General features: G+C 31.9%; 18 protein-coding genes and 1 riboswitch. Of the genes, 5 read left to right on the top strand and 13 right to left on the bottom strand.

The window, feature by feature from the left end; genetic code table 11:
* Window positions 1-19: 19 nt before the first annotated feature.
* From LQ615_RS01970 to LQ615_RS01960, 3 genes are all read right to left on the bottom strand, one after another.
* Window positions 20-433 carry a YtxH domain-containing protein gene (locus LQ615_RS01970; protein WP_017000071.1) on the bottom strand — a complete coding sequence of 138 codons (414 nt, stop codon included), beginning with the start codon at window positions 431-433 and terminating at the stop codon, window positions 20-22.
* A 72-nt stretch (window positions 434-505) separates the two neighbouring features.
* Window positions 506-1,207, bottom strand: coding sequence for a pseudouridine synthase (locus LQ615_RS01965; RefSeq protein WP_135032505.1), 702 nt, complete (start codon window positions 1,205-1,207; stop codon window positions 506-508).
* 2 nt (window positions 1,208-1,209) lie between these two features.
* Window positions 1,210-2,844, bottom strand: coding sequence for a putative polysaccharide biosynthesis protein (locus tag LQ615_RS01960; protein ID WP_064205233.1), 1,635 nt, complete (start codon window positions 2,842-2,844; stop codon window positions 1,210-1,212).
* A gap of 123 nt (window positions 2,845-2,967) precedes the next feature.
* On the opposite strand from LQ615_RS01960, the gene LQ615_RS01955 reads away from it, so the two are divergent.
* Window positions 2,968-4,227 (top strand): BaiN/RdsA family NAD(P)/FAD-dependent oxidoreductase, encoded by a 1,260-nt coding sequence (locus LQ615_RS01955; RefSeq protein ID WP_017000069.1) that lies wholly within the window; start codon window positions 2,968-2,970, stop codon window positions 4,225-4,227.
* Between the two features lie 143 nt (window positions 4,228-4,370).
* Here LQ615_RS01955 and LQ615_RS01950 read toward each other — a convergent pair whose 3' ends face one another.
* The 3 genes from LQ615_RS01950 to LQ615_RS01940 all read right to left on the bottom strand — a co-directional run bounded on the left by LQ615_RS01950 (window position 4,371) and on the right by LQ615_RS01940 (window position 8,550).
* The gene (locus tag LQ615_RS01950; protein ID WP_017000068.1) at window positions 4,371-4,682 is read right to left on the bottom strand and encodes a rhodanese-like domain-containing protein; all 312 of its coding nucleotides are present in this window, start codon (window positions 4,680-4,682) and stop codon (window positions 4,371-4,373) included.
* 19 nt (window positions 4,683-4,701) lie between these two features.
* Window positions 4,702-7,086: a leucine--tRNA ligase gene (leuS, locus tag LQ615_RS01945; protein ID WP_239703708.1), complete on the bottom strand. Its 2,385-nt coding sequence runs from the start codon at window positions 7,084-7,086 to the stop codon at window positions 4,702-4,704.
* A 285-nt stretch (window positions 7,087-7,371) separates the two neighbouring features.
* Window positions 7,372-8,550, bottom strand: coding sequence for an MDR family MFS transporter (locus LQ615_RS01940; RefSeq protein WP_017000067.1), 1,179 nt, complete (start codon window positions 8,548-8,550; stop codon window positions 7,372-7,374).
* A gap of 120 nt (window positions 8,551-8,670) precedes the next feature.
* Between LQ615_RS01940 and mnmL the strand changes: the two genes are divergently transcribed.
* Together mnmL and mnmM are read left to right on the top strand one after the other, a co-directional pair.
* The gene (gene mnmL, locus LQ615_RS01935) at window positions 8,671-9,630 is read left to right on the top strand and encodes a tRNA modification radical SAM protein MnmL/YtqA (protein ID WP_017000066.1); all 960 of its coding nucleotides are present in this window, start codon (window positions 8,671-8,673) and stop codon (window positions 9,628-9,630) included.
* Window positions 9,627-10,187 (top strand): tRNA 5-(aminomethyl)-2-thiouridylate-methyltransferase MnmM, encoded by a 561-nt coding sequence (mnmM, locus tag LQ615_RS01930; RefSeq protein ID WP_239703709.1) that lies wholly within the window; start codon window positions 9,627-9,629, stop codon window positions 10,185-10,187. Before mnmL ends, mnmM begins: the two co-directional genes overlap by 4 nt.
* Window positions 10,188-10,546: 359 nt before the next feature.
* Here the strand turns inward: mnmM and LQ615_RS01925 are convergent, their stop codons facing one another.
* Window positions 10,547-10,954, bottom strand: a complete 408-nt coding sequence (locus LQ615_RS01925) for a transcriptional regulator, SarA/Rot family (protein WP_147641035.1) — start codon at window positions 10,952-10,954, stop codon at window positions 10,547-10,549.
* Between the two features lie 81 nt (window positions 10,955-11,035).
* Window positions 11,036-11,851: an alpha/beta fold hydrolase gene (locus LQ615_RS01920; RefSeq protein ID WP_064211687.1), complete on the bottom strand. Its 816-nt coding sequence runs from the start codon at window positions 11,849-11,851 to the stop codon at window positions 11,036-11,038.
* A gap of 84 nt (window positions 11,852-11,935) precedes the next feature.
* Between LQ615_RS01920 and LQ615_RS01915 the strand changes: the two genes are divergently transcribed.
* Window positions 11,936-12,445, top strand: coding sequence for a gamma carbonic anhydrase (locus LQ615_RS01915; RefSeq protein WP_135032674.1), 510 nt, complete (start codon window positions 11,936-11,938; stop codon window positions 12,443-12,445).
* Between the two features lie 307 nt (window positions 12,446-12,752).
* On the opposite strand, the gene LQ615_RS01910 is transcribed toward LQ615_RS01915, so the two are convergent.
* Window positions 12,753-13,088 (bottom strand): hypothetical protein, encoded by a 336-nt coding sequence (locus LQ615_RS01910; RefSeq protein WP_017000832.1) that lies wholly within the window; start codon window positions 13,086-13,088, stop codon window positions 12,753-12,755.
* 480 nt (window positions 13,089-13,568) lie between these two features.
* Between LQ615_RS01910 and LQ615_RS01905 the strand changes: the two genes are divergently transcribed.
* Window positions 13,569-14,576: a proline dehydrogenase family protein gene (locus LQ615_RS01905; RefSeq protein ID WP_064205369.1), complete on the top strand. Its 1,008-nt coding sequence runs from the start codon at window positions 13,569-13,571 to the stop codon at window positions 14,574-14,576.
* A 97-nt stretch (window positions 14,577-14,673) separates the two neighbouring features.
* Here LQ615_RS01905 and ribH read toward each other — a convergent pair whose 3' ends face one another.
* Genes ribH through ribD form a run of 4 tightly spaced genes read right to left on the bottom strand, consistent with a single transcriptional unit; the run spans window position 14,674 to window position 18,031 of the window.
* Window positions 14,674-15,144 carry a 6,7-dimethyl-8-ribityllumazine synthase gene (ribH, locus tag LQ615_RS01900; protein ID WP_017000835.1) on the bottom strand — a complete coding sequence of 157 codons (471 nt, stop codon included), beginning with the start codon at window positions 15,142-15,144 and terminating at the stop codon, window positions 14,674-14,676.
* A 20-nt stretch (window positions 15,145-15,164) separates the two neighbouring features.
* Entirely contained in the window at window positions 15,165-16,337 is a 1,173-nt protein-coding gene (ribB, locus tag LQ615_RS01895; protein ID WP_239703710.1) for a 3,4-dihydroxy-2-butanone-4-phosphate synthase, read from the bottom strand.
* Between the two features lie 10 nt (window positions 16,338-16,347).
* The gene (locus LQ615_RS01890; RefSeq protein WP_239703711.1) at window positions 16,348-16,980 is read right to left on the bottom strand and encodes a riboflavin synthase; all 633 of its coding nucleotides are present in this window, start codon (window positions 16,978-16,980) and stop codon (window positions 16,348-16,350) included.
* Between the two features lie 7 nt (window positions 16,981-16,987).
* Entirely contained in the window at window positions 16,988-18,031 is a 1,044-nt protein-coding gene (ribD, locus tag LQ615_RS01885; protein WP_017000838.1) for a bifunctional diaminohydroxyphosphoribosylaminopyrimidine deaminase/5-amino-6-(5-phosphoribosylamino)uracil reductase RibD, read from the bottom strand.
* A 149-nt stretch (window positions 18,032-18,180) separates the two neighbouring features.
* Window positions 18,181-18,313, bottom strand: a riboswitch (FMN riboswitch).
* Window positions 18,314-18,388: the final 75 nt, after the last annotated feature.

Here is an 18,388-nt window from a genome sequence, read left to right as displayed (position 1 = left end):
TCGGTCTTAAAATAAAATATTATTTTTTTAAATCTTCTTCAGTCACAATTCTTAAATTACCGTTTGCTGTTCCACCTTCATCATCGAATTTAGCTTCACGTAAATCAGTGTTATCACTATCATCTTTTTTTAAACGTGATTTTGCATCTGAAGCATAGCCTTTAGGATTTTCTTTAGCTTTTTTCAATTCTGTTTTAGCTTTTTCTTTATAAGACTCTGGATCTTCTTTGTATTTAGAATATTCGTTTTGTGCCTTATCTTTTATTTCAGACGCTTTTTCTTTTGCTGATGCTTTATAATTTTCAGGGTCTTCTTTATATTTATCATATTCATTTTTTAGCTTATCTCTGTTTTCTTTTTTAGATAATACTACTGCTGCTGCAGTTCCCCCTAATACAACTAATGTTCTAAATAATCCTGCTTTTTTAGCCATTTTATATCCACCTCTATTTATTTAATAATACTAGTTTACCCAACACAGTATTTTTCAAACATATAATTATTCTTATAATCCTAATAATTTAAAATCTTCTTCAAGTAAATGTCTATATTCACCTAAAGCTAATTCTTCATCCAAGCTCAAATTATTTATTTGAATCCGTTTTAAATACGTAACTTCACAATCAATTGAATGAAACATTCTTTTCACTTGATGAAATTTACCTTCATAAATCGTCACATATGCTTTTGATTGAACATCATCTTCTATAATTTCTAATTCGCTTGGAGATGAAGTGAAGTCACCTAGATCTATTCCATTTTTAAAAATTCCAATCGCTTCTTCTTTTATATGACCATCAACTTCAACATAATATTTTTTTGGCACTTTATGTTTAGGATTCATTAATTGATGAGAAAATTTCCCGTCATTTGTTAGTAATAATAACCCTTCTGTGTCTTTATCTAATCTTCCAACTGGGAATAAATCCATATGCATATATTCTGGAACGATATCGATAACTGTTTCGTGCTCATCATCTTCAGTCGCTGATATAAATCCTGCTGGCTTGTTCATCATTAAATAAACAACTGGTTCGTATTCTATAGGTATTTCATCAAAAACGACAATATCTTCTTCTGGATTAATATGAATATCTGGTTTTTTAACCAGTTCATCATTAACAGTTACTAAATTTTGTTTTACAAATTTTTTAACTTCTTTTCGAGTTCCAATTCCAGCATTAGCTAAAAATTTATCTAGTCTCATTTCTACACCCACTTAATTTTACGTCTTATTTTAGCAGTTAAATCACCAAAGAATTCATCAGCTAAACGAGAACGCATTGTTAAATAACCATATACAATCATACCAACTAGAGCACCTACTATTAATACTATTAAAGCACCCAATTTCGATGTTGGATCAATAATTAATGAAATAATAAAGTAACTTAATTCTACGAACAACATCATGATAATTGTATAAAATAGAATTCTCAATGTATGTTGAATTGTTACATTAAACTTATAATTAGCATGTTTCCAAAGAACATAACAATTTAATGCTACTGCGATCAATAGTGCAATTGCAGTACCTAATACTGCTCCTAAAGTATTAAAAGCAATAATTAAAGGTAAATTGATGATTGCTTTAACGCCTAATGCGCCAATCACTATCCATACTGTTAATGCTTGTTTATCAATACCTTGAAGCATCGATGCTGTTACTGATAATAACGCTATTAATATACTAACTGGCGCATACCAGAATAGAATTTCTGTACCCATTGGACTATAACTATAAAACACATTGTACAATGGTTGTGCTAATACCATAATACCTAATGAAGCTGGAACAGTTAAATATAGTAGTACTCCTAATGATTTTCTTATTTGTATATGCATTTCATCAATTCTTCCTGAATTGTAAGTGTTAGTAATAAACGGTACTAAACTTACAGCGAAACCTGCCGCTAATGAAGTAGGAATCATTACAATTTTATTAGTAGTCATGCTAAGCATTGTAAAATAAACATCGTGAAGAGAACTATTTACTCCACCTATAGCAAGTCCAGTATTATGTGTAAACTGGTCTATTAAATTTATGATTGGAAAACATAAACTTACAATTACAAATGGAATACTGTATTTAATGATTTCTTTATATATTTTGACATAAGAAACATCTATATCGCTCGTATCTTGTGCAACTTCTGCTTTAATTAAATGTCTACGTTTTATCCAGTAATATAATAACGTTAATAGGGCAACAATCGCACCTATCCCAGCTGCAAAAGTAGCAACTTGGTTCGCTACTAACACTGAACCATCCATTACATATAAAACAATGTAACTTCCACCTAAAATAAATGCAATTCGAGCAATTTGTTCAGTCACTTCAGAAACTGCAGTAGGACCCATTGAGTTGAAGCCTTGGAAAATACCTCTCCAAGTTGCTAATAAAGGAATAAAAAGAACAACAAAACTAATAGTACGAATTACATTAGTAATATCTTCAACTTTCCATCCACCTTCTATACCACCTTTGTTTGCTAATGTTAATTGAGCTATCGTTGGTGATAAGAAGAACAGTAATAAGAATCCAATTAAACCAGTAATAGACATTACTATAAAACTCGATCGGTATAATTTTTGACTTACTTTATAAGCACCTAATGCGTTATATTTAGATACATATTTAGCAGCTGCTAATGGTACACCAGCAGTTGCGATTGTTATCATGATTGTGTATGGTTGATAAGCATATGTAAATGGTGCAAGATTTTTTTCATCGCCGATTATAGCGTAAAAAGGAATTAAGTATAAAATACCTAATATTTTTGTAATTAAAATACTAGCTGTGAGTAAAAATGTCCCTCTCACAAGCGCTTTACTCTCTGACATATTTTCATCCCTATCTCAATTTACTTTTAAATTTAATAATAACAGGTTTATTTCTATTGTACTACTTTTTTTAAAAACCATTATTCGTTAAAATATCATTACATAAATCTTTGGAGGTAACTTATGTATCATACAATTATAATAGGCGCAGGACCAAGTGGTTTAATGGCTGCCTACAGTGCCAGTAAAGATGGTCAAAGCGTTCTATTAATAGAAAAGAAAAAAGGCCTCGGCCGAAAACTTCGTATATCTGGTGGTGGGAGATGTAACGTTACAAATCGACTCCCATACGAAGAGATAATAAAAAACATTCCAGGAAACGGAAAGTTTTTATACAGCCCATTTTCGACTTTTGATAATGAATCTATTATTGATTTCTTCGAATCTCGTGATGTAAACCTTAAAGAAGAAGATCATGGACGCATGTTCCCTGTTTCAAATAGAGCACAAGATGTAGTCGATGCACTCGTAAAAGCCATTAAAGATAACGGCGTTGAAATTCGCCAAGAAACTACAGTATCATCAATCGAAAGTGAAAATCAACAAATAACTGGTGTAACATTACAAAATGGTACTTTCATACCTTCACAAACAGTTATTATAGCATCCGGTGGTTGTAGCGTCCCACATACAGGTTCAACTGGAGATGGCTACAAATTTGCTGAACAACTTGGACATACTATAACTGAATTATTCCCAACTGAAGTACCTATTAAATCAAGTGAACCATTCATTAAAAATAAAATATTACAAGGCCTCAGTTTACAAGACATAGGGCTTTCCGTTCTAAAGAAAAATGGAAAACCAAGAATTACACATCAAATGGATATGTTGTTTACCCACTTCGGTGTTTCAGGACCAGCCGCATTAAGATGTAGCCAATTCGTATATAAAGAACAAAAATCACAAAAGAAACAAGAGATTAAAATGGCTATTGATGCCTTTCCAGAAATAAAACAACATGATTTAGAACAACAAATTATAAAAAAATTAAAAGACGAACCAAATAAAGCTATTAAAAATGCGTTAAAAGGTTTAATACAGGAACGTTATCTGCATTTTCTATTAGAACAGTCAGATATAAATTTGGATGTAACTTATCACAATTTGTCACAACAATCTATCAAGACTTTCGTAGAAAACTTAAAAGCATTCACTTTTACTGTTAACGGAACTTTACCAATCGATAAAGCATTCGTTACTGGTGGTGGCGTAAATATAAAAGAAATCGAACCAAATAAGATGCATTCAAAAATTTGTTCAGGCTTATTCTTCTCAGGTGAAGTCTTAGACATTCACGGTTATACAGGTGGATATAATATAACAAGTGCACTTGTTACTGGTTATGTTGCCGGGCATAACGCTTCGTTATATAATTCTTAGGAATTACATCGCTAACAAGCTTGTTCAAAATTTCTTGCTCGTTAGCGCTATACTCTCTTCACATTAAGCATAAATAAATCAAGGGTAAGACATTATTAATGTCTTACCCTTGTTTTTCATAATAGTTAATATTGCGAGTTTATTTAAACTCTTTTATTTTCAAGTCCTTCGTCGCCCCACGCATTCATGCCGCCTTCAACGTTCACAGCGTCTATATCATGGTCGTTTAAATATTCTACAACTTTAGCGCTTCTAACGCCACCAGCACATACTATATAATATGTTTCATTCTCTTTAAAATGATTTAATTCGTTTGGTATTTCTCCCATTGGGATGTGTTTTGCACCAGGTATTACACCCATTGCTACTTCTTCGTCTTCTCTAACATCTACTATGTTAATAGGACTGCTTGAAGTTATTTTGTCTGCTAATTCTTTAATTGTTATTTCTTCCATTTTGATTACACTCCTCTTTTTAATTTGCTACAATATTAACCAATTTTTGAGGTACGGCAATCACTTTACGTACTGTTTTGCCTTCAATTGCCTGTTTCACTTTATCAATTTCCAAAGCAAAGTGTTCCATTTCTTCTTTAGATAAATCTTTAGAAACTTTAGTTTTTTCTTTTAATTTACCATTAACTTGAATAACAATTTCTACTTCATTGTCTACAAGTAAAGAAGGATCAAATGTTGGCCATTCTTCATAAGCAATCGTATCGTCATGTCCTAATTTTGCCCATAATTCTTCTGAAATATGAGGCGCTATTGGAGACAGCATTTTCACAAAGCCTTCAATATAAGCTTTACTTAATTTATCTTGCTTATAACAATCGTTGATAAATACCATCATCTGACTGATAGCTGTATTAAAGTTCAATGTATCGAAATCTTCAGTTACTTTTTTAACAGTTTGATTGTAAACTTTATCTAGTTCAGGTGTTTGCTCGTCTACAACTTTATCTGTAATTTGATTTTCTTCTGTTACAAGTAATCTCCAGATTCTATCCAAGAAACGACGTGAACCATCTAAACCATTTTCACTCCAAGCGATTGCCGCATCTAAAGGTCCCATAAACATTTCATATAGACGCAATGTATCTGCACCGTGAGATTTAACGATATCATCCGGATTAACAACATTACCTTTAGATTTACTCATTTTCTCATTACCTTCACCAAGTATCATGCCTTGGTTATATAATTTTTGGAATGGTTCTTTCGTTGGAACTACACCGATATCGTAAAGAACTTTGTGCCAAAATCTTGAATATAATAAGTGTAACACTGCATGCTCTACTCCACCAATATATAAATCTACAGGCAACCAATGTTTTAGTTTTTCGGGATCTGCTAACATTTCATCATTGTGAGGGTCTATATATCTTAAATAATACCAACAACTACCAGCCCATTGTGGCATAGTATTCGTTTCGCGACGACCTTTCATACCTGTTTCTGGATCTACTACATTAATAAATTCATCAATATTAGCTAATGGTGATTCTCCTGTACCAGATGGTTTAACTTGGTCAGTTTCTGGTAATAACAACGGTAATTCTTCTTCAGGTACAGTGGTCATTGTGCCATCTTCCCAATGTATTACTGGAATTGGTTCACCCCAATAACGTTGACGACTGAATAACCAATCTCTTAATTTATAGCTAATTTTCTTCTCGCCGATACCTTTTTCTTCTAACATTTCAATTGCTTTAGGTACCGCTTCTTCTTGAGTTAGACCATTTAACTTGTCTGAATCTATCATTTTGCCATCTTCATCATATACAGTAACGATGTCTAAATTGAATTTTTCAGCAAATTCTCCATCTCTTTCATCGTGTGCTGGAACTGCCATAACAGCGCCTGTACCATAACTAATTAATACATAATCAGCAATCCATATAGGCATTTTTTGACCTGTAAATGGATTAGTTGTAAATGCTCCAGTAAATACACCGCTTTTATCTTTTGCTAAATCTGTTCTTTCTAAGTCAGATTTACGAGAAGCTTCAAGTTTATATTGATCTACTGCATCTTTTTCATCTTTAGTAGTAATTTTATCTACTAATGGATGTTCTGGTGATAACACTGCAAAAGTAGCACCAAATATTGTGTCTGGACGAGTTGTAAATACGTTAAATGATAAGTCTGTATCATCTATGTTAAATGTTAATTCTGCACCTTCTGAACGACCAATCCAGTTTCTTTGCATATCTTTAATAGATTCAGGCCAATCTACGTCTTCTAAATCTTCTAGTAATCTATCAGCATACTCAGTTATTTTTAATACCCATTGTCTCATTGGCTTACGTACTACTGGGTGTCCACCACGTTCTGACACACCATCGACAATTTCTTCATTAGATAATACTGTACCTAAAGCTGGGCACCAGTTAACTGCTACTTCATCTACATATGCTAAACCTTTATTGTATAACTGAATAAAAATCCATTGAGTCCATTTATAATATTCTGGGTCTGTTGTATTGATTTCTCTATCCCAATCATAAGAAAAGCCAAGTTCTTGAATTTGTCTCTTGAACGTAGCTATGTTCTGAGCAGTAAATGCTTTAGGGTCATTACCAGTATCAATAGCGTATTGTTCTGCTGGTAAACCAAACGCATCCCACCCCATTGGATGTAAAACGTTATACCCTTGCATACGTTTATATCTTGAAATAATATCAGTCGCTGTATAACCTTCTGGATGTCCTACGTGTAATCCAGCTCCTGATGGATATGGGAACATATCTAAAGCATAAAATTTCTTTTGACCTAAATTGTCATTTGTTTTAAATGTTTTATTATTTTCCCAATAATTTTGCCATTTTTTCTCGATTTGTTGATGATTATAATTCATTAATTGTTCCTCCTGTAAAATAAAAAAAGCCACCCCAAACCATAGTTACAGTTGGGACGACTAAAATATAATGCCGCGGTACCACCCAGAATTCACTTAAAAAGTGCACTTCATTTATATGGTTTAAGATTGCTTTAATTTAATACTATCATCTGGTAAGTTCACTTAATGGATATCATCAGTTCCCACCACCACTGACTCTCTAAAGATTCGCATTAAAGTTACTACTCCTATACATTCTTAATATTATTCAATTTCTAAGGAATTTGCAAGTTTTATTTCATTTTATGCAACATTCCCCTTTTTTATTCCTTTGTCGTAAATTATTAAGAAATAATAACCAACAAGAATTAAGGCAATCATGCTAAAGAACATGACTTTCATATCAAATACATCTACGATAACACCACCCACTACAGGCCCAAAAGCTTTACCTACAGTTGAAGATGCATTTACAATACCTTGATATGCTCCCATACGACCTTTAGGTGCAAGTTTATTCGCAATTGCCGGAACTGCTGGCCAAACAAACATTTCACCGAAAGTTAAAATAACCATACCTACAACGAACATCGTAAATTGTTCCGCCACACTTGTTACTAAATAACTAACTATAAAAATACCTAATCCAACACCCATTTGTAATTTTAAACGTTCTTTAAAACGATTAATAAATGGTGCGATTAATGGTTGTCCAGCTAATATTAACACGCCGTTGACAGTCCAAAGAAGACTATATTGCTTCAAGGAGATGCCTACTGATTGTGTATATGTCGCAATTGTCGTTTGCCATTGAACATAACCAATCCAACATAAACTAAACATCACACATAATAAAATCAGTGCTTTGAATTTCTTTTTATCTTTAACTTCTACAGCACTTGAAATACCCTCGTTATTTTTCACATTTACATTTAAATCTACATTATAATAACGTAAAGCTATAATAATGAATACAACATATAATAACAAATTAGCCATAAATATATATTTAAAGCTGAAGTCTGCTACAAAACCACCAGCTGCAGCACCAATAGAAACACCTAAATTTTGAGCTAAATAAATAGCATTAAATGTTGTTCTTCCTCCATTAGGCCAGCTTGCTGCAGCCATCGCATAAATTGCAGGTACGATTATGCCACCACCGAATCCTAGAATAACTAACCAGAAAGGATACCACGGCCAGTCATTTAAGAAATTTAAACCAACTAAACTTCCTATATTTATAATAGAAGCAAATATGATAGATCGAAAACCACCAATTTTATCAAATAAAGAACCGCCCAGTAAATTTCCGATTACGCTCCCAAATGCGTTAATCATTAATACAACACCGGCGGTACTTAAACTTTTATTTAATTCCTCATTCATATATATCGTATTTAAAGGCCACAAAAAACTAGCGCCCGTTATATTAATTGCCATTCCAATAATAAGCCACTTTACGATTTTTGGCATTTTCAAAGGGCATCACTCCCGTCAATTTTTTTCTCAATTTGAATAGTCTAAACCTTTTTCTGCAAAAGTTCAATATTATATGTTAAAATGCTTTAGATAAGTTTGTAGAACAGGATGTGAAATAAATTGACAGAACAATTCCGCTTTGCCTTTGATAACAAAAGATATCATACATGGAATTATCATTTAAAAAATAAATTTGGTGAAAAAATATTTAAAATAGCACTCGATGGTGGATTTGATTGTCCAAACCGAGATGGTACCGTTGCTCATGGTGGTTGTACTTTCTGTTCAGCTGCTGGTAGTGGTGACTTCGCTGGTAATAGAGCTGAACCAATTCATGTACAATTTAAAGAAATTAAAGATAAAATGCATGAAAAATGGTCTGAAGGTAAATATATCGCCTATTTCCAAGCTTTCACAAATACTCATGCCCCAGTCGAAGTGTTACGAGAAAAATACGAAGCAGCATTGTCTGAAAAAAATGTTGTAGGTTTATCTATAGCAACAAGACCAGATTGTCTACCTGATGATGTTGTTGAATATTTAGCTGAATTAAATGAACGTACATATTTATGGGTAGAATTAGGATTACAAACTGTGCATCAAGAAACTTCTGATCTTATAAATCGTGCACATGATATGAAATGCTACTATGAAGGTATAGAAAAATTAAGAAAGCATAACATCAACATATGTACACATATTATTAATGGTTTACCCGGTGAAGATTATAATATGATGATGGAAACAGCTAAAGAAGTAGCTCAAATGGATGTACAAGGAATTAAGATTCACCTTCTACATTTATTAAAAGGTACGCCAATGGTTAAACAATATGAAAAAGGTATGCTTGAATTTATGACACAAGAGGATTATACAAATCTTGTTTGTGATCAGTTAGAAATTTTACCAGAAGAAATGATTATTCATAGAATCACTGGAGACGGCCCTATCGATTTAATGGTAGGTCCAATGTGGAGCGTTAATAAATGGGAAGTATTGAATTCTATAGACAATGAATTAAAAGCGCGTGGGACAATGCAAGGTTCAAAATTCATTAAAGCTGAGAGCGTTCAATCATGATTGTAGAAGGAATATTGCCATTTGCTAGGCATTTAATTTCAAGTCATATAGATAAAAATAGTATCGTAGTTGATGCAACTTGCGGTAACGGAAATGATACATTATTTCTTGCCGATCAAGTAACAAATGGTCAAGTTTATGCTTTTGATATTCAAGAAAAAGCTATTAACACCACAAAAGAAAAAACAAAAGAATATAACAATATTCAATATTACTTAGAAGGACATGAAAAAGCTGCCGATATCATTTCTTCAGAACATAATAGTATCGATGCATCTATCTTTAATTTAGGCTATTTACCTAAAGGAGATAAAAGCATCACAACAAACTCAAATACTACCATATCCGCCATTCAATCATTATTCGAATTAACTAAAAAGAATGGCATCATTGTGCTAGTTGTTTATCCAGGACATCCAGAAGGACAAATCGAATCAAATGATGTATTAAACTTTGTTAAAAATATAGATCAAAATGAAGCACATGTATTAAACTATCAATTTATTAATCAAAAGAATAATCCACCATATATTATAGGTATTGAAAAAAGAAATTAATAAGAGGGAGTGGGACAGAAATCTTATTTTAATAAATAGATTTCGTAGTCCCATCCTGGCAAGGATGACTAGGGTTGGAAAAAGCTTGATATAAGCGCATTTTCAATCCAGTCAGCTACTGCCATTATATTAAAAGAGGCTGAGACACGTATTTATGTCCCAGCCTCTTTTTTGAATATAACTTATAAAACAAGAGCTATTATTCCTTATTGGATTAACTATAACATTAACTTACGAATGAACTTTTATCCCCTTGCTCAACTACAACCAATATAATAGAAGAGCCCGAAACAAATTCATGTCCCGGACTTCTTTTTACATTTTATAAATTAAATAAGTGGAAGTATATGTAGTTTCGTTTAGATATTACATGTATCAACTATAGATTTGAATTGCTCTTCAAACAAAGTTTGTCTTTTTTTAATTTCTTCACAAGCATATTTAATTAAGTCATTTTTATGCTCATCAAACTCTTGATTAACTTCTACGATAACTGTTCTTTCATCATCTTCCGGCCTTGTCTTTTTAATCCAACCTTTTTTAACTAAATTATTATATAACCTAGTTCTTTTATATGGTTTTATATCAATGTGTTCGTCCAATTCTTTTAAACTCATTGAACCTTTGTTCCATAAAACTACTAACGTTAAAAATTCTTCTTTTTCAATTTGAAATTTCTCTTCAATATTATCAAAAATATTATTTATATTTTTTTGAATATCATCTAATAAGATTAAGTCACTTATATCGCCCTCTTTATATCCCATAAGCTCTCCTCCAGTGTGTCATATAAATATAATATACCCACAATGATAGGTTTAAATCTTATTATGTATGATTATTATTTCTTATTCTTCATCTTCTATAAGTAAGCCTACATAATGAATTCGGTTATTCATAAATGATATCAAGTATCTCATGACATTTTCTCGTTCAGGCTCATTGTGTATTTCATGATTTAAACCATGCCAAGATTTATAATAAAGCTCATTTGTATTAATGTGTCTTGCTACTGATTTAATAGAATCTAAGTCAGCAATTTTATCTTCTGTACCTGACATCAATAGTAATGGAATAGATGATATATGTTGAAGATTTTCCATTGTCGTCTTCATCGTTTCTAAAATTGTCTTATACCAATGATAGCTAACTTTATTAAGCATTAAAGCATCGTTATTTGTATCATCGATTACTTCTTTATTTCTAGTTAAACTTTCAATAGTAATTCCAGCGTCAAATTTTGCATCTTTTGCAACTGTACCGAAGCTAGAAGCTAAAAAGTTTCTTCTTGTCGAAATATTTTGTTGAAAAGCTACTAATGGAGAAATAAGTAAAACACCTTCAACTTTTAAGTCTACTTTCTCTAATAAATTTAAAAGAATCAATCCACCTAATCCAACGCCTAAAGTGAAAACAGGTAAATGGTATTCCTCCGCTATTGATAACCATTCTAAAACTTGCTCATGATATTCTTCAAAATCATCTATGTGCCCTCTATGTACTCTTGAAGTTTGTCCTTGACCTCTTAAGTCACCCATAATAACGTGGTAACCTTCTCTACGTAGCTTTGTAATAACGAACGCGTAACGTCCAGTATGTTCAAGCATATTATGTACGATTACTACAATACCTTTAGCTTCTTTTTCAGTTTCCCATTTCCACATAATATATTACTCCTTTTACCTAAATAGCTACTTTTTTGTTAAACTTAGTATAACAAATTTTTTAAAAAGAATGGAGAATCTTGAATGATAAAATCTTTTAACAACAAAACACCTCAAATTGATTCTAGTAGTTATATTGCAGAAAATGCCACAATTATCGGGGATGTTGAAATAGGTAAAGAAAGTTCAGTTTGGTTCAATGCTGTTATTAGAGGTGATGTAGCACCTACAAAAATAGGCAATGGTGTTAATATTCAAGATTTAAGTTGTCTACACCAAAGTCCTGATCAACCATTAATAATAGAAGATAATGTTACAGTAGGACATAAAGCTACATTGCACTCTAGCATTATTCGAAAAAATGCACTGATAGGAATGGATTCTACTATATTGGATGGAGCTGAAATTGGAGAATATGCATTCATTGGCGCAGGTTCACTAGTACCACCTGGCAAGAAAATACCTCCGCGCACATTGGCATTTGGTAGACCAGCAAAAGTAGTAAGAGAATTAACAGACAAAGACTATGAAGAACTAGACAGAATTAATCAATCATATATTGAAAAAGGAAAATTATATAAAGATAACCAATAATTTTAACATTACACTGATAAAAGATGAAGACGATAAATTGAAGTTGTTGCTTGCGTTGCACGTGAACCGCGTCTTGCAACATTCGGAGACGCTATGTTGCACGTGCAGCCCGTCTTGCAACATTCACAATAAAAAAAGAGGCTGTGACATAAATACATGTCTCAGCCTCTTTTTTTATAATGGCAGTAGCTGACTGGATTGAAAATGCGCTTATATCAAACTTTTTCCAACCCTAGTCATCCTTGCCGGGATGGGACTACGAAATCTATTTATTAAAATGAGATTTCTGTCCCACTTCCTTTTTAATTTAAGCAATTTTAAATTTACTGTGCATATACGGTAACTTAACAACGATATAAGAAATTATAATTTCATAGAACATTGAGAAGAATTTTTGGAAGAAGAACAATACATTTTGAGATAGGATTGTTCCAAGCCCCTGCCCGCTAAATTGATATGTTACTAATAAAAAGTTATCTATTAAATTTAATACAATAACTGTTACAAATACTGTCCACGATTTCTTTGTTATCATAGCTATTAAAATTGCAATAACACTTATTAAAATAGGTTCAAATACGAATAACTGTAAAAAGCTATCTAACGGTTTCCCAAATATATAAAACGCCATATCCCTAAACATAACGATTACTCCTTTGTTAACAATTCTATTCTCATACATTGTAACACGTGACATGGCTATGTTTTATTAAGTTATTCTAAAGATTTAAACCATATCTTAACATTAAATTAATAATTGTATAAATTGAATCTTAACATTAACTTCGCAACAACTTCATAATCGAATGTTATATTGAAAATGTAAACAACGTCATGATTTAAAGGAGCATTAACCTATGCGTTTCTTTAAAAAATTCTTGTTATCTGTTCTAATACTTACGTTTCTCCCTCATGCCATTAGCATAGCATCTGAACCAATTTCTCCTACAATGGATCAAATTAAAGAATAACACCCTTTTCTAGGTTGTTATTTATGTTATTTTTATGTCTTTTTCTTTTATTAGTGTAAAAATATATTTTATTGGTATGAAAACGCTTAACTAAATTATATTATACATGATAGAATAAAAGAAAGAAGATATTTGATTAAGGAGGACTTGCTATGCCTGTCGTTAAAGATTTTTTTATTGCATTATCTAACAATAAGTTTATGAATGAATCAGCTAAGAGAATGGGTCCTGCACTTGGTGCGAAAAAGGTTGTAGCGGGAGTTGATATTGATTCAACAATCGATACAGTAGAGAAATTAAATGAAAGAGGAATTTCTTGTACGTTAGATAATTTAGGTGAGTTTGTAACTTCACGCCATGAAGCGTTAGAAGCACAACAAAATATCGTCGAAATAATGCGACGATGTTATAACGCTAATATTCAAGCACATGTTTCAATTAAGTTAACACAATTAGGGATTAATATTGATAAAGATTTTACTTATCAAAATACTCGGGAAATTTTATTAAAAGCTCAAGAATTTGATAATTCATTTGTTAACATAGATGCTGAAAAATTTGAAGACTTAGTTGGCATTACTGAAATACTTGATAAATTGAAAAATGAATTCAATAATGTCGGCACAGTAATTCAAGCATACTTACACGACGCAATGAATATTATGGATAAGTATCAAGATTTAAGGCTTCGCTTAGTAAAGGGTGCTTATAAAGAAGGCCCTCACATCGCCTATCAAACTAAAGAAGAAATAGATAGAAATTATATAAAGTTAATTGAACACAGACTGTTAACGGCTAATGCTTTTACATCTATTGCTACACATGATCACAACATTATTAATCATGTTAAACAATTTGTTAAAAACCATAATATCGATAAAAATTCATTTGAATTCCAAATGCTATACGGTTTCAGAACTGACTATGCATATGAATTAGCTGACGAAGGATACAACTTTACTATGTATGTACCATTCGGGGAAGATTGGTTCGGTTATTTCATGCGCCGTTTAGCAGAGAGACCTCAAAATATTAATCTAATGCTATTAGATATATTCAGTGCAAAAAACAAAAAGACATTTATCACGGGAGCGGCAGGAGTTGCAGCTGCATCATTGTTAACAATTGGTAGTATTGCATTGTTTAAGAAAAACAAATAAAACAATAATCATTACACGGTTTTAATTATATTTAATAGAAAAACTCCTAATACATCGGTTTATAACCAACATGTTAGGAGTTTTTTTATGAACTATTTTATATTGTTTTTTCTATATTTTTTAATAAGTTAGCCATTTCAATAGCTGCTAGAGCTGCATCTCCACCTTTATTACCAGCTTTTGTACCTGCTCTTTCTATTGCTTGTTCTATTGTTTCCGTAGTTATAACACCAAAGATAACAGGTATATCTGTTGTATCACTTACTTTAGATACGCCTTTTGCTACTTCATTACATACGTAATCATAATGTGTTGTTGCGCCTCTAATTACACACCCTAATGTAATGACAGCATCATAATTCCCTGAGTTAGCTAATTTTTTAGCTACTAATGGAATTTCAAAAGCACCCGGTACATAAGCTACATGTACATTTTCTTCTTCGACATTATGTCTAATTAAAGTATCTTTTGCACCGTCTAATAGTCTTCCTGTAATAAAATCATTAAATCTACCTACTACAATTGCTATTTTTAATTCTGATCCATTCATTTTACCTTCAAATTTCATTTAAATTCTCTCCATTTCAATTATAATAAATGACCCATTTTTTCTTTTTTTGTATCAATATAAGATTGATTATTAACGTTAGGATTCATCACTACTGGTATTCGTTCTGTTATTGTAATACCTAAGTCGTTTAGCTGTTGAAACTTATCTGGATTATTGCTAATCAGTTTAATATGATTTATATTAAAATATTTCAATATATGAATAGCTTCTGTATAATCTCTTAAATCCGCTTCAAACCCTAAAGCTTTATTAGCTGTGATTGTATCGTAACCTTGTTCAATTAATTCATATGCCTTTAATTTATTAATTAAACCAATACCTCTACCTTCTTGTGGTAAATATAAAATAATACCACCATGCTCTTTGATGTATTTCATCGCATACTCAAGTTGTTCACCACAATCACATCTCGCACTGTGAAAAATATCTCCAGTTAAACAAGCTGAATGAATACGAACGTTCGTATCATTTTTTATGTCACCTGAAGTAATCGCTAAATATTCTTTGTCGTCCAATTGTGATGAAAAACCATACATATCAAATTCTCCAAAAGATGTTGGCAATTTAATTTTCGATTCAAATTGTACGATTTGATCATGTTTTTTTCTATATTTTACTAAGTCTTCTATCGTTATCATTTTCAAATCATGTTCTAATTTAAATGTATATAGCTCTTCACGGTTAGACATAGTTCCATCATCATTCATTATTTCACAAATTGCACCAGCTGGTTTTGCGTCAGTTAATTTTGCTAAATCTATACAAGCTTCCGTATGCCCTATTCTTTCAAGCACACCATTGTCTTTCGCAATTAACGGAAAAACATGTCCTGGTTTAACAAAAGCATCGCCGGAACTTTCACTGATTAACGCTTTAATTGTATCCGTTCTTTCAAATGCACTAATACCAGTAGTTGTAGATATGTGATCAACACTTACAGTAAAAGCTGTTTTGAATTTATCATTAGTACTTGTCATAAGGTGTAAATCAAGTTGAGTTGCAATCTGTTGACTAATAGGCGCACAAATTAATCCTCTAGCAAATTTAGCCATAAAATTAATTGTATCAACAGTTAAATATTCTGATACTGCTATTAAGTCGCCTTCATTTTCTCTATCTTCATCATCCACTACAATAACAGGTTTGCCTAACTTCAAATCTTCTAATGCCGCTTCAATACTATCAAACATAGTTAGCCTCCTAAAATCCAAAATTCAGTAATTTTTCTTGTGATAATTGACTGTTATTTTGATTCGTTATTTTTTGAACATATTTAAACAATAAATCCGTTTCTATGTGTACAGAATCACCTTGTTTTTTATTTACAAAAATCGTACGTAATCTTGTTTCAGGTATGAGATGAATTTCAAATGAATTTTGATTTAACTTGAATATCGTTAAACTTACTCCATCTACAGTTATCGAACCTTTATCAATCATTTGATTTAATAATGATTCATCTACATTAATTTCGATTAACCATTCATCATTTCTTTTAGTGATGCGCTTTATAATACCTTTGCCATCAACATGTCCACTAACGAAATGTCCTCCGAATCTTCCATTCGTTAACATTGCACGTTCCAGATTCACTTGATCATTTACCGTAAGATTTTCTAAATATGTCACAGAAATTGTGCCTGTAATTACTTCAACTTTAAATAATGAATCATTTCGTTCTGTAACAGTTAAGCAAACACCATTGACACTTACTGAATCTCCTAGTGACAAATCATCACATATTTCTGGAGCTTGTATTGATAATGACTTTACACCACTTTTTGTGCTCACATTTTTAATCGTACCTACTGTTTCAATTATTCCTGTAAACATACACTCACTACTTTCTTAAAATTAATTTAAGATCTTCGTCAATGATTTCTGTTGATATAAATTTAAACTGTTTAATTTTGGATAAAGGATAAACATCATTTGTTTGATAAAATTGATATTTGCCTTGACCACCAATTACTTTCGGGGCTTGATAAATAATTAATTGGTCAGCTAAATCTTGTTCTATAAATTGACTAACAAGTGTTGGTCCTGCTTCTACTAAAACACTCGCGTAACCTAATTTATATAGAAGTTGAAGCATGTTTTCTAAATTTGATAAATCACTTTTATATAACTCAATATTTTGTGTGTCTTTAATTTCAAAATTTGGGTGGTTTGTTACTACTATTGCAGGATTATCTCGATCTTTGAAAATTTGTAAATCTTCATCGAAAGAAGACTGTTGGGATAAAACAATGCGTTTTGGCTCTTTGAAGTTTGGTTTTCGTGATGTTAGTAGCGGGTTATCTTCTCTCACTGTGCCGCCACCCGTAATAATTGCATCATTTTCACTTCTTAAATGAAGTACATCTTCTTTCACTGCTTTACATGTAATCCATTTACTTTCTTTAAAATCAGTAGCAACTTTCCCATCTAGACTAGTTGATATTTTTAATGTTACAAAAGGTGTCTTCTTCTTTTGTTGAATAAAAAATTCTTTATATAATTCCTCCGCTCTACTTGAAGGCGAATGTATTACTTCTACTCCTGCCTCTTCAAGCATATCGTGTCCACTTTTACTTAGTGATCCATCTTTCACAGCATATTCTACTCTAGAAATACCACTTTCTATTATTGCTTTAGAACACGGAGGTGTTAAACCATAGTGTGAACACGGTTCAAGAGAAACATATATTGTTGCACCTTCTGCTTCTTTACCAGCCATATTAAGTGCTTGAATTTCGGCGTGTGCTTCACCTTTTTTTAAATGAGCACCAAAACCGATAATTCTATTATCTTTTACGATAACAGCACCAACAGAGGGATTCGTACTAGTTTGTCCTTTTAATTGTTCAGCTAATTGAATAGCAAATTCTAAATATTGATTCATTTATATACCTCCTAAAAATGAAAAAAAGACACCGAAAATTAACATTTCGGTGTCTTGGGAGTAAAAAATGTATCAAGAAATAAGCCTTTAATAGATTAAAGACAAAAACATTTTTGTATAACGAAATAAGCGTATTGTATACGCTTCGTCTATTCTTTCTCCCATCCAGACTATACTGTCGGCTTCAGATTTTCACTGAATCAGCCACAAATGCTAAGCAAATGCAGGTCGCGGGCTTGATTTACCGCCGGTTGGGAATTTCACCCTGCCCCGAAAGAATATTATTAAATTATAATCATCAGTAATCACTGATGACCATATTCTATACTAAAATAGTATGGTTTACAAATATATTAC

The sequence above is a fragment of the Mammaliicoccus sp. C-M13 genome (genome assembly GCF_022386845.1).
Lineage (GTDB): Bacteria > Bacillota > Bacilli > Staphylococcales > Staphylococcaceae > Mammaliicoccus > Mammaliicoccus lentus.
The sequence above is the reverse complement of the archived record's forward strand: the minus strand, read 5'-3'. Positions and strand labels throughout refer to the sequence as shown.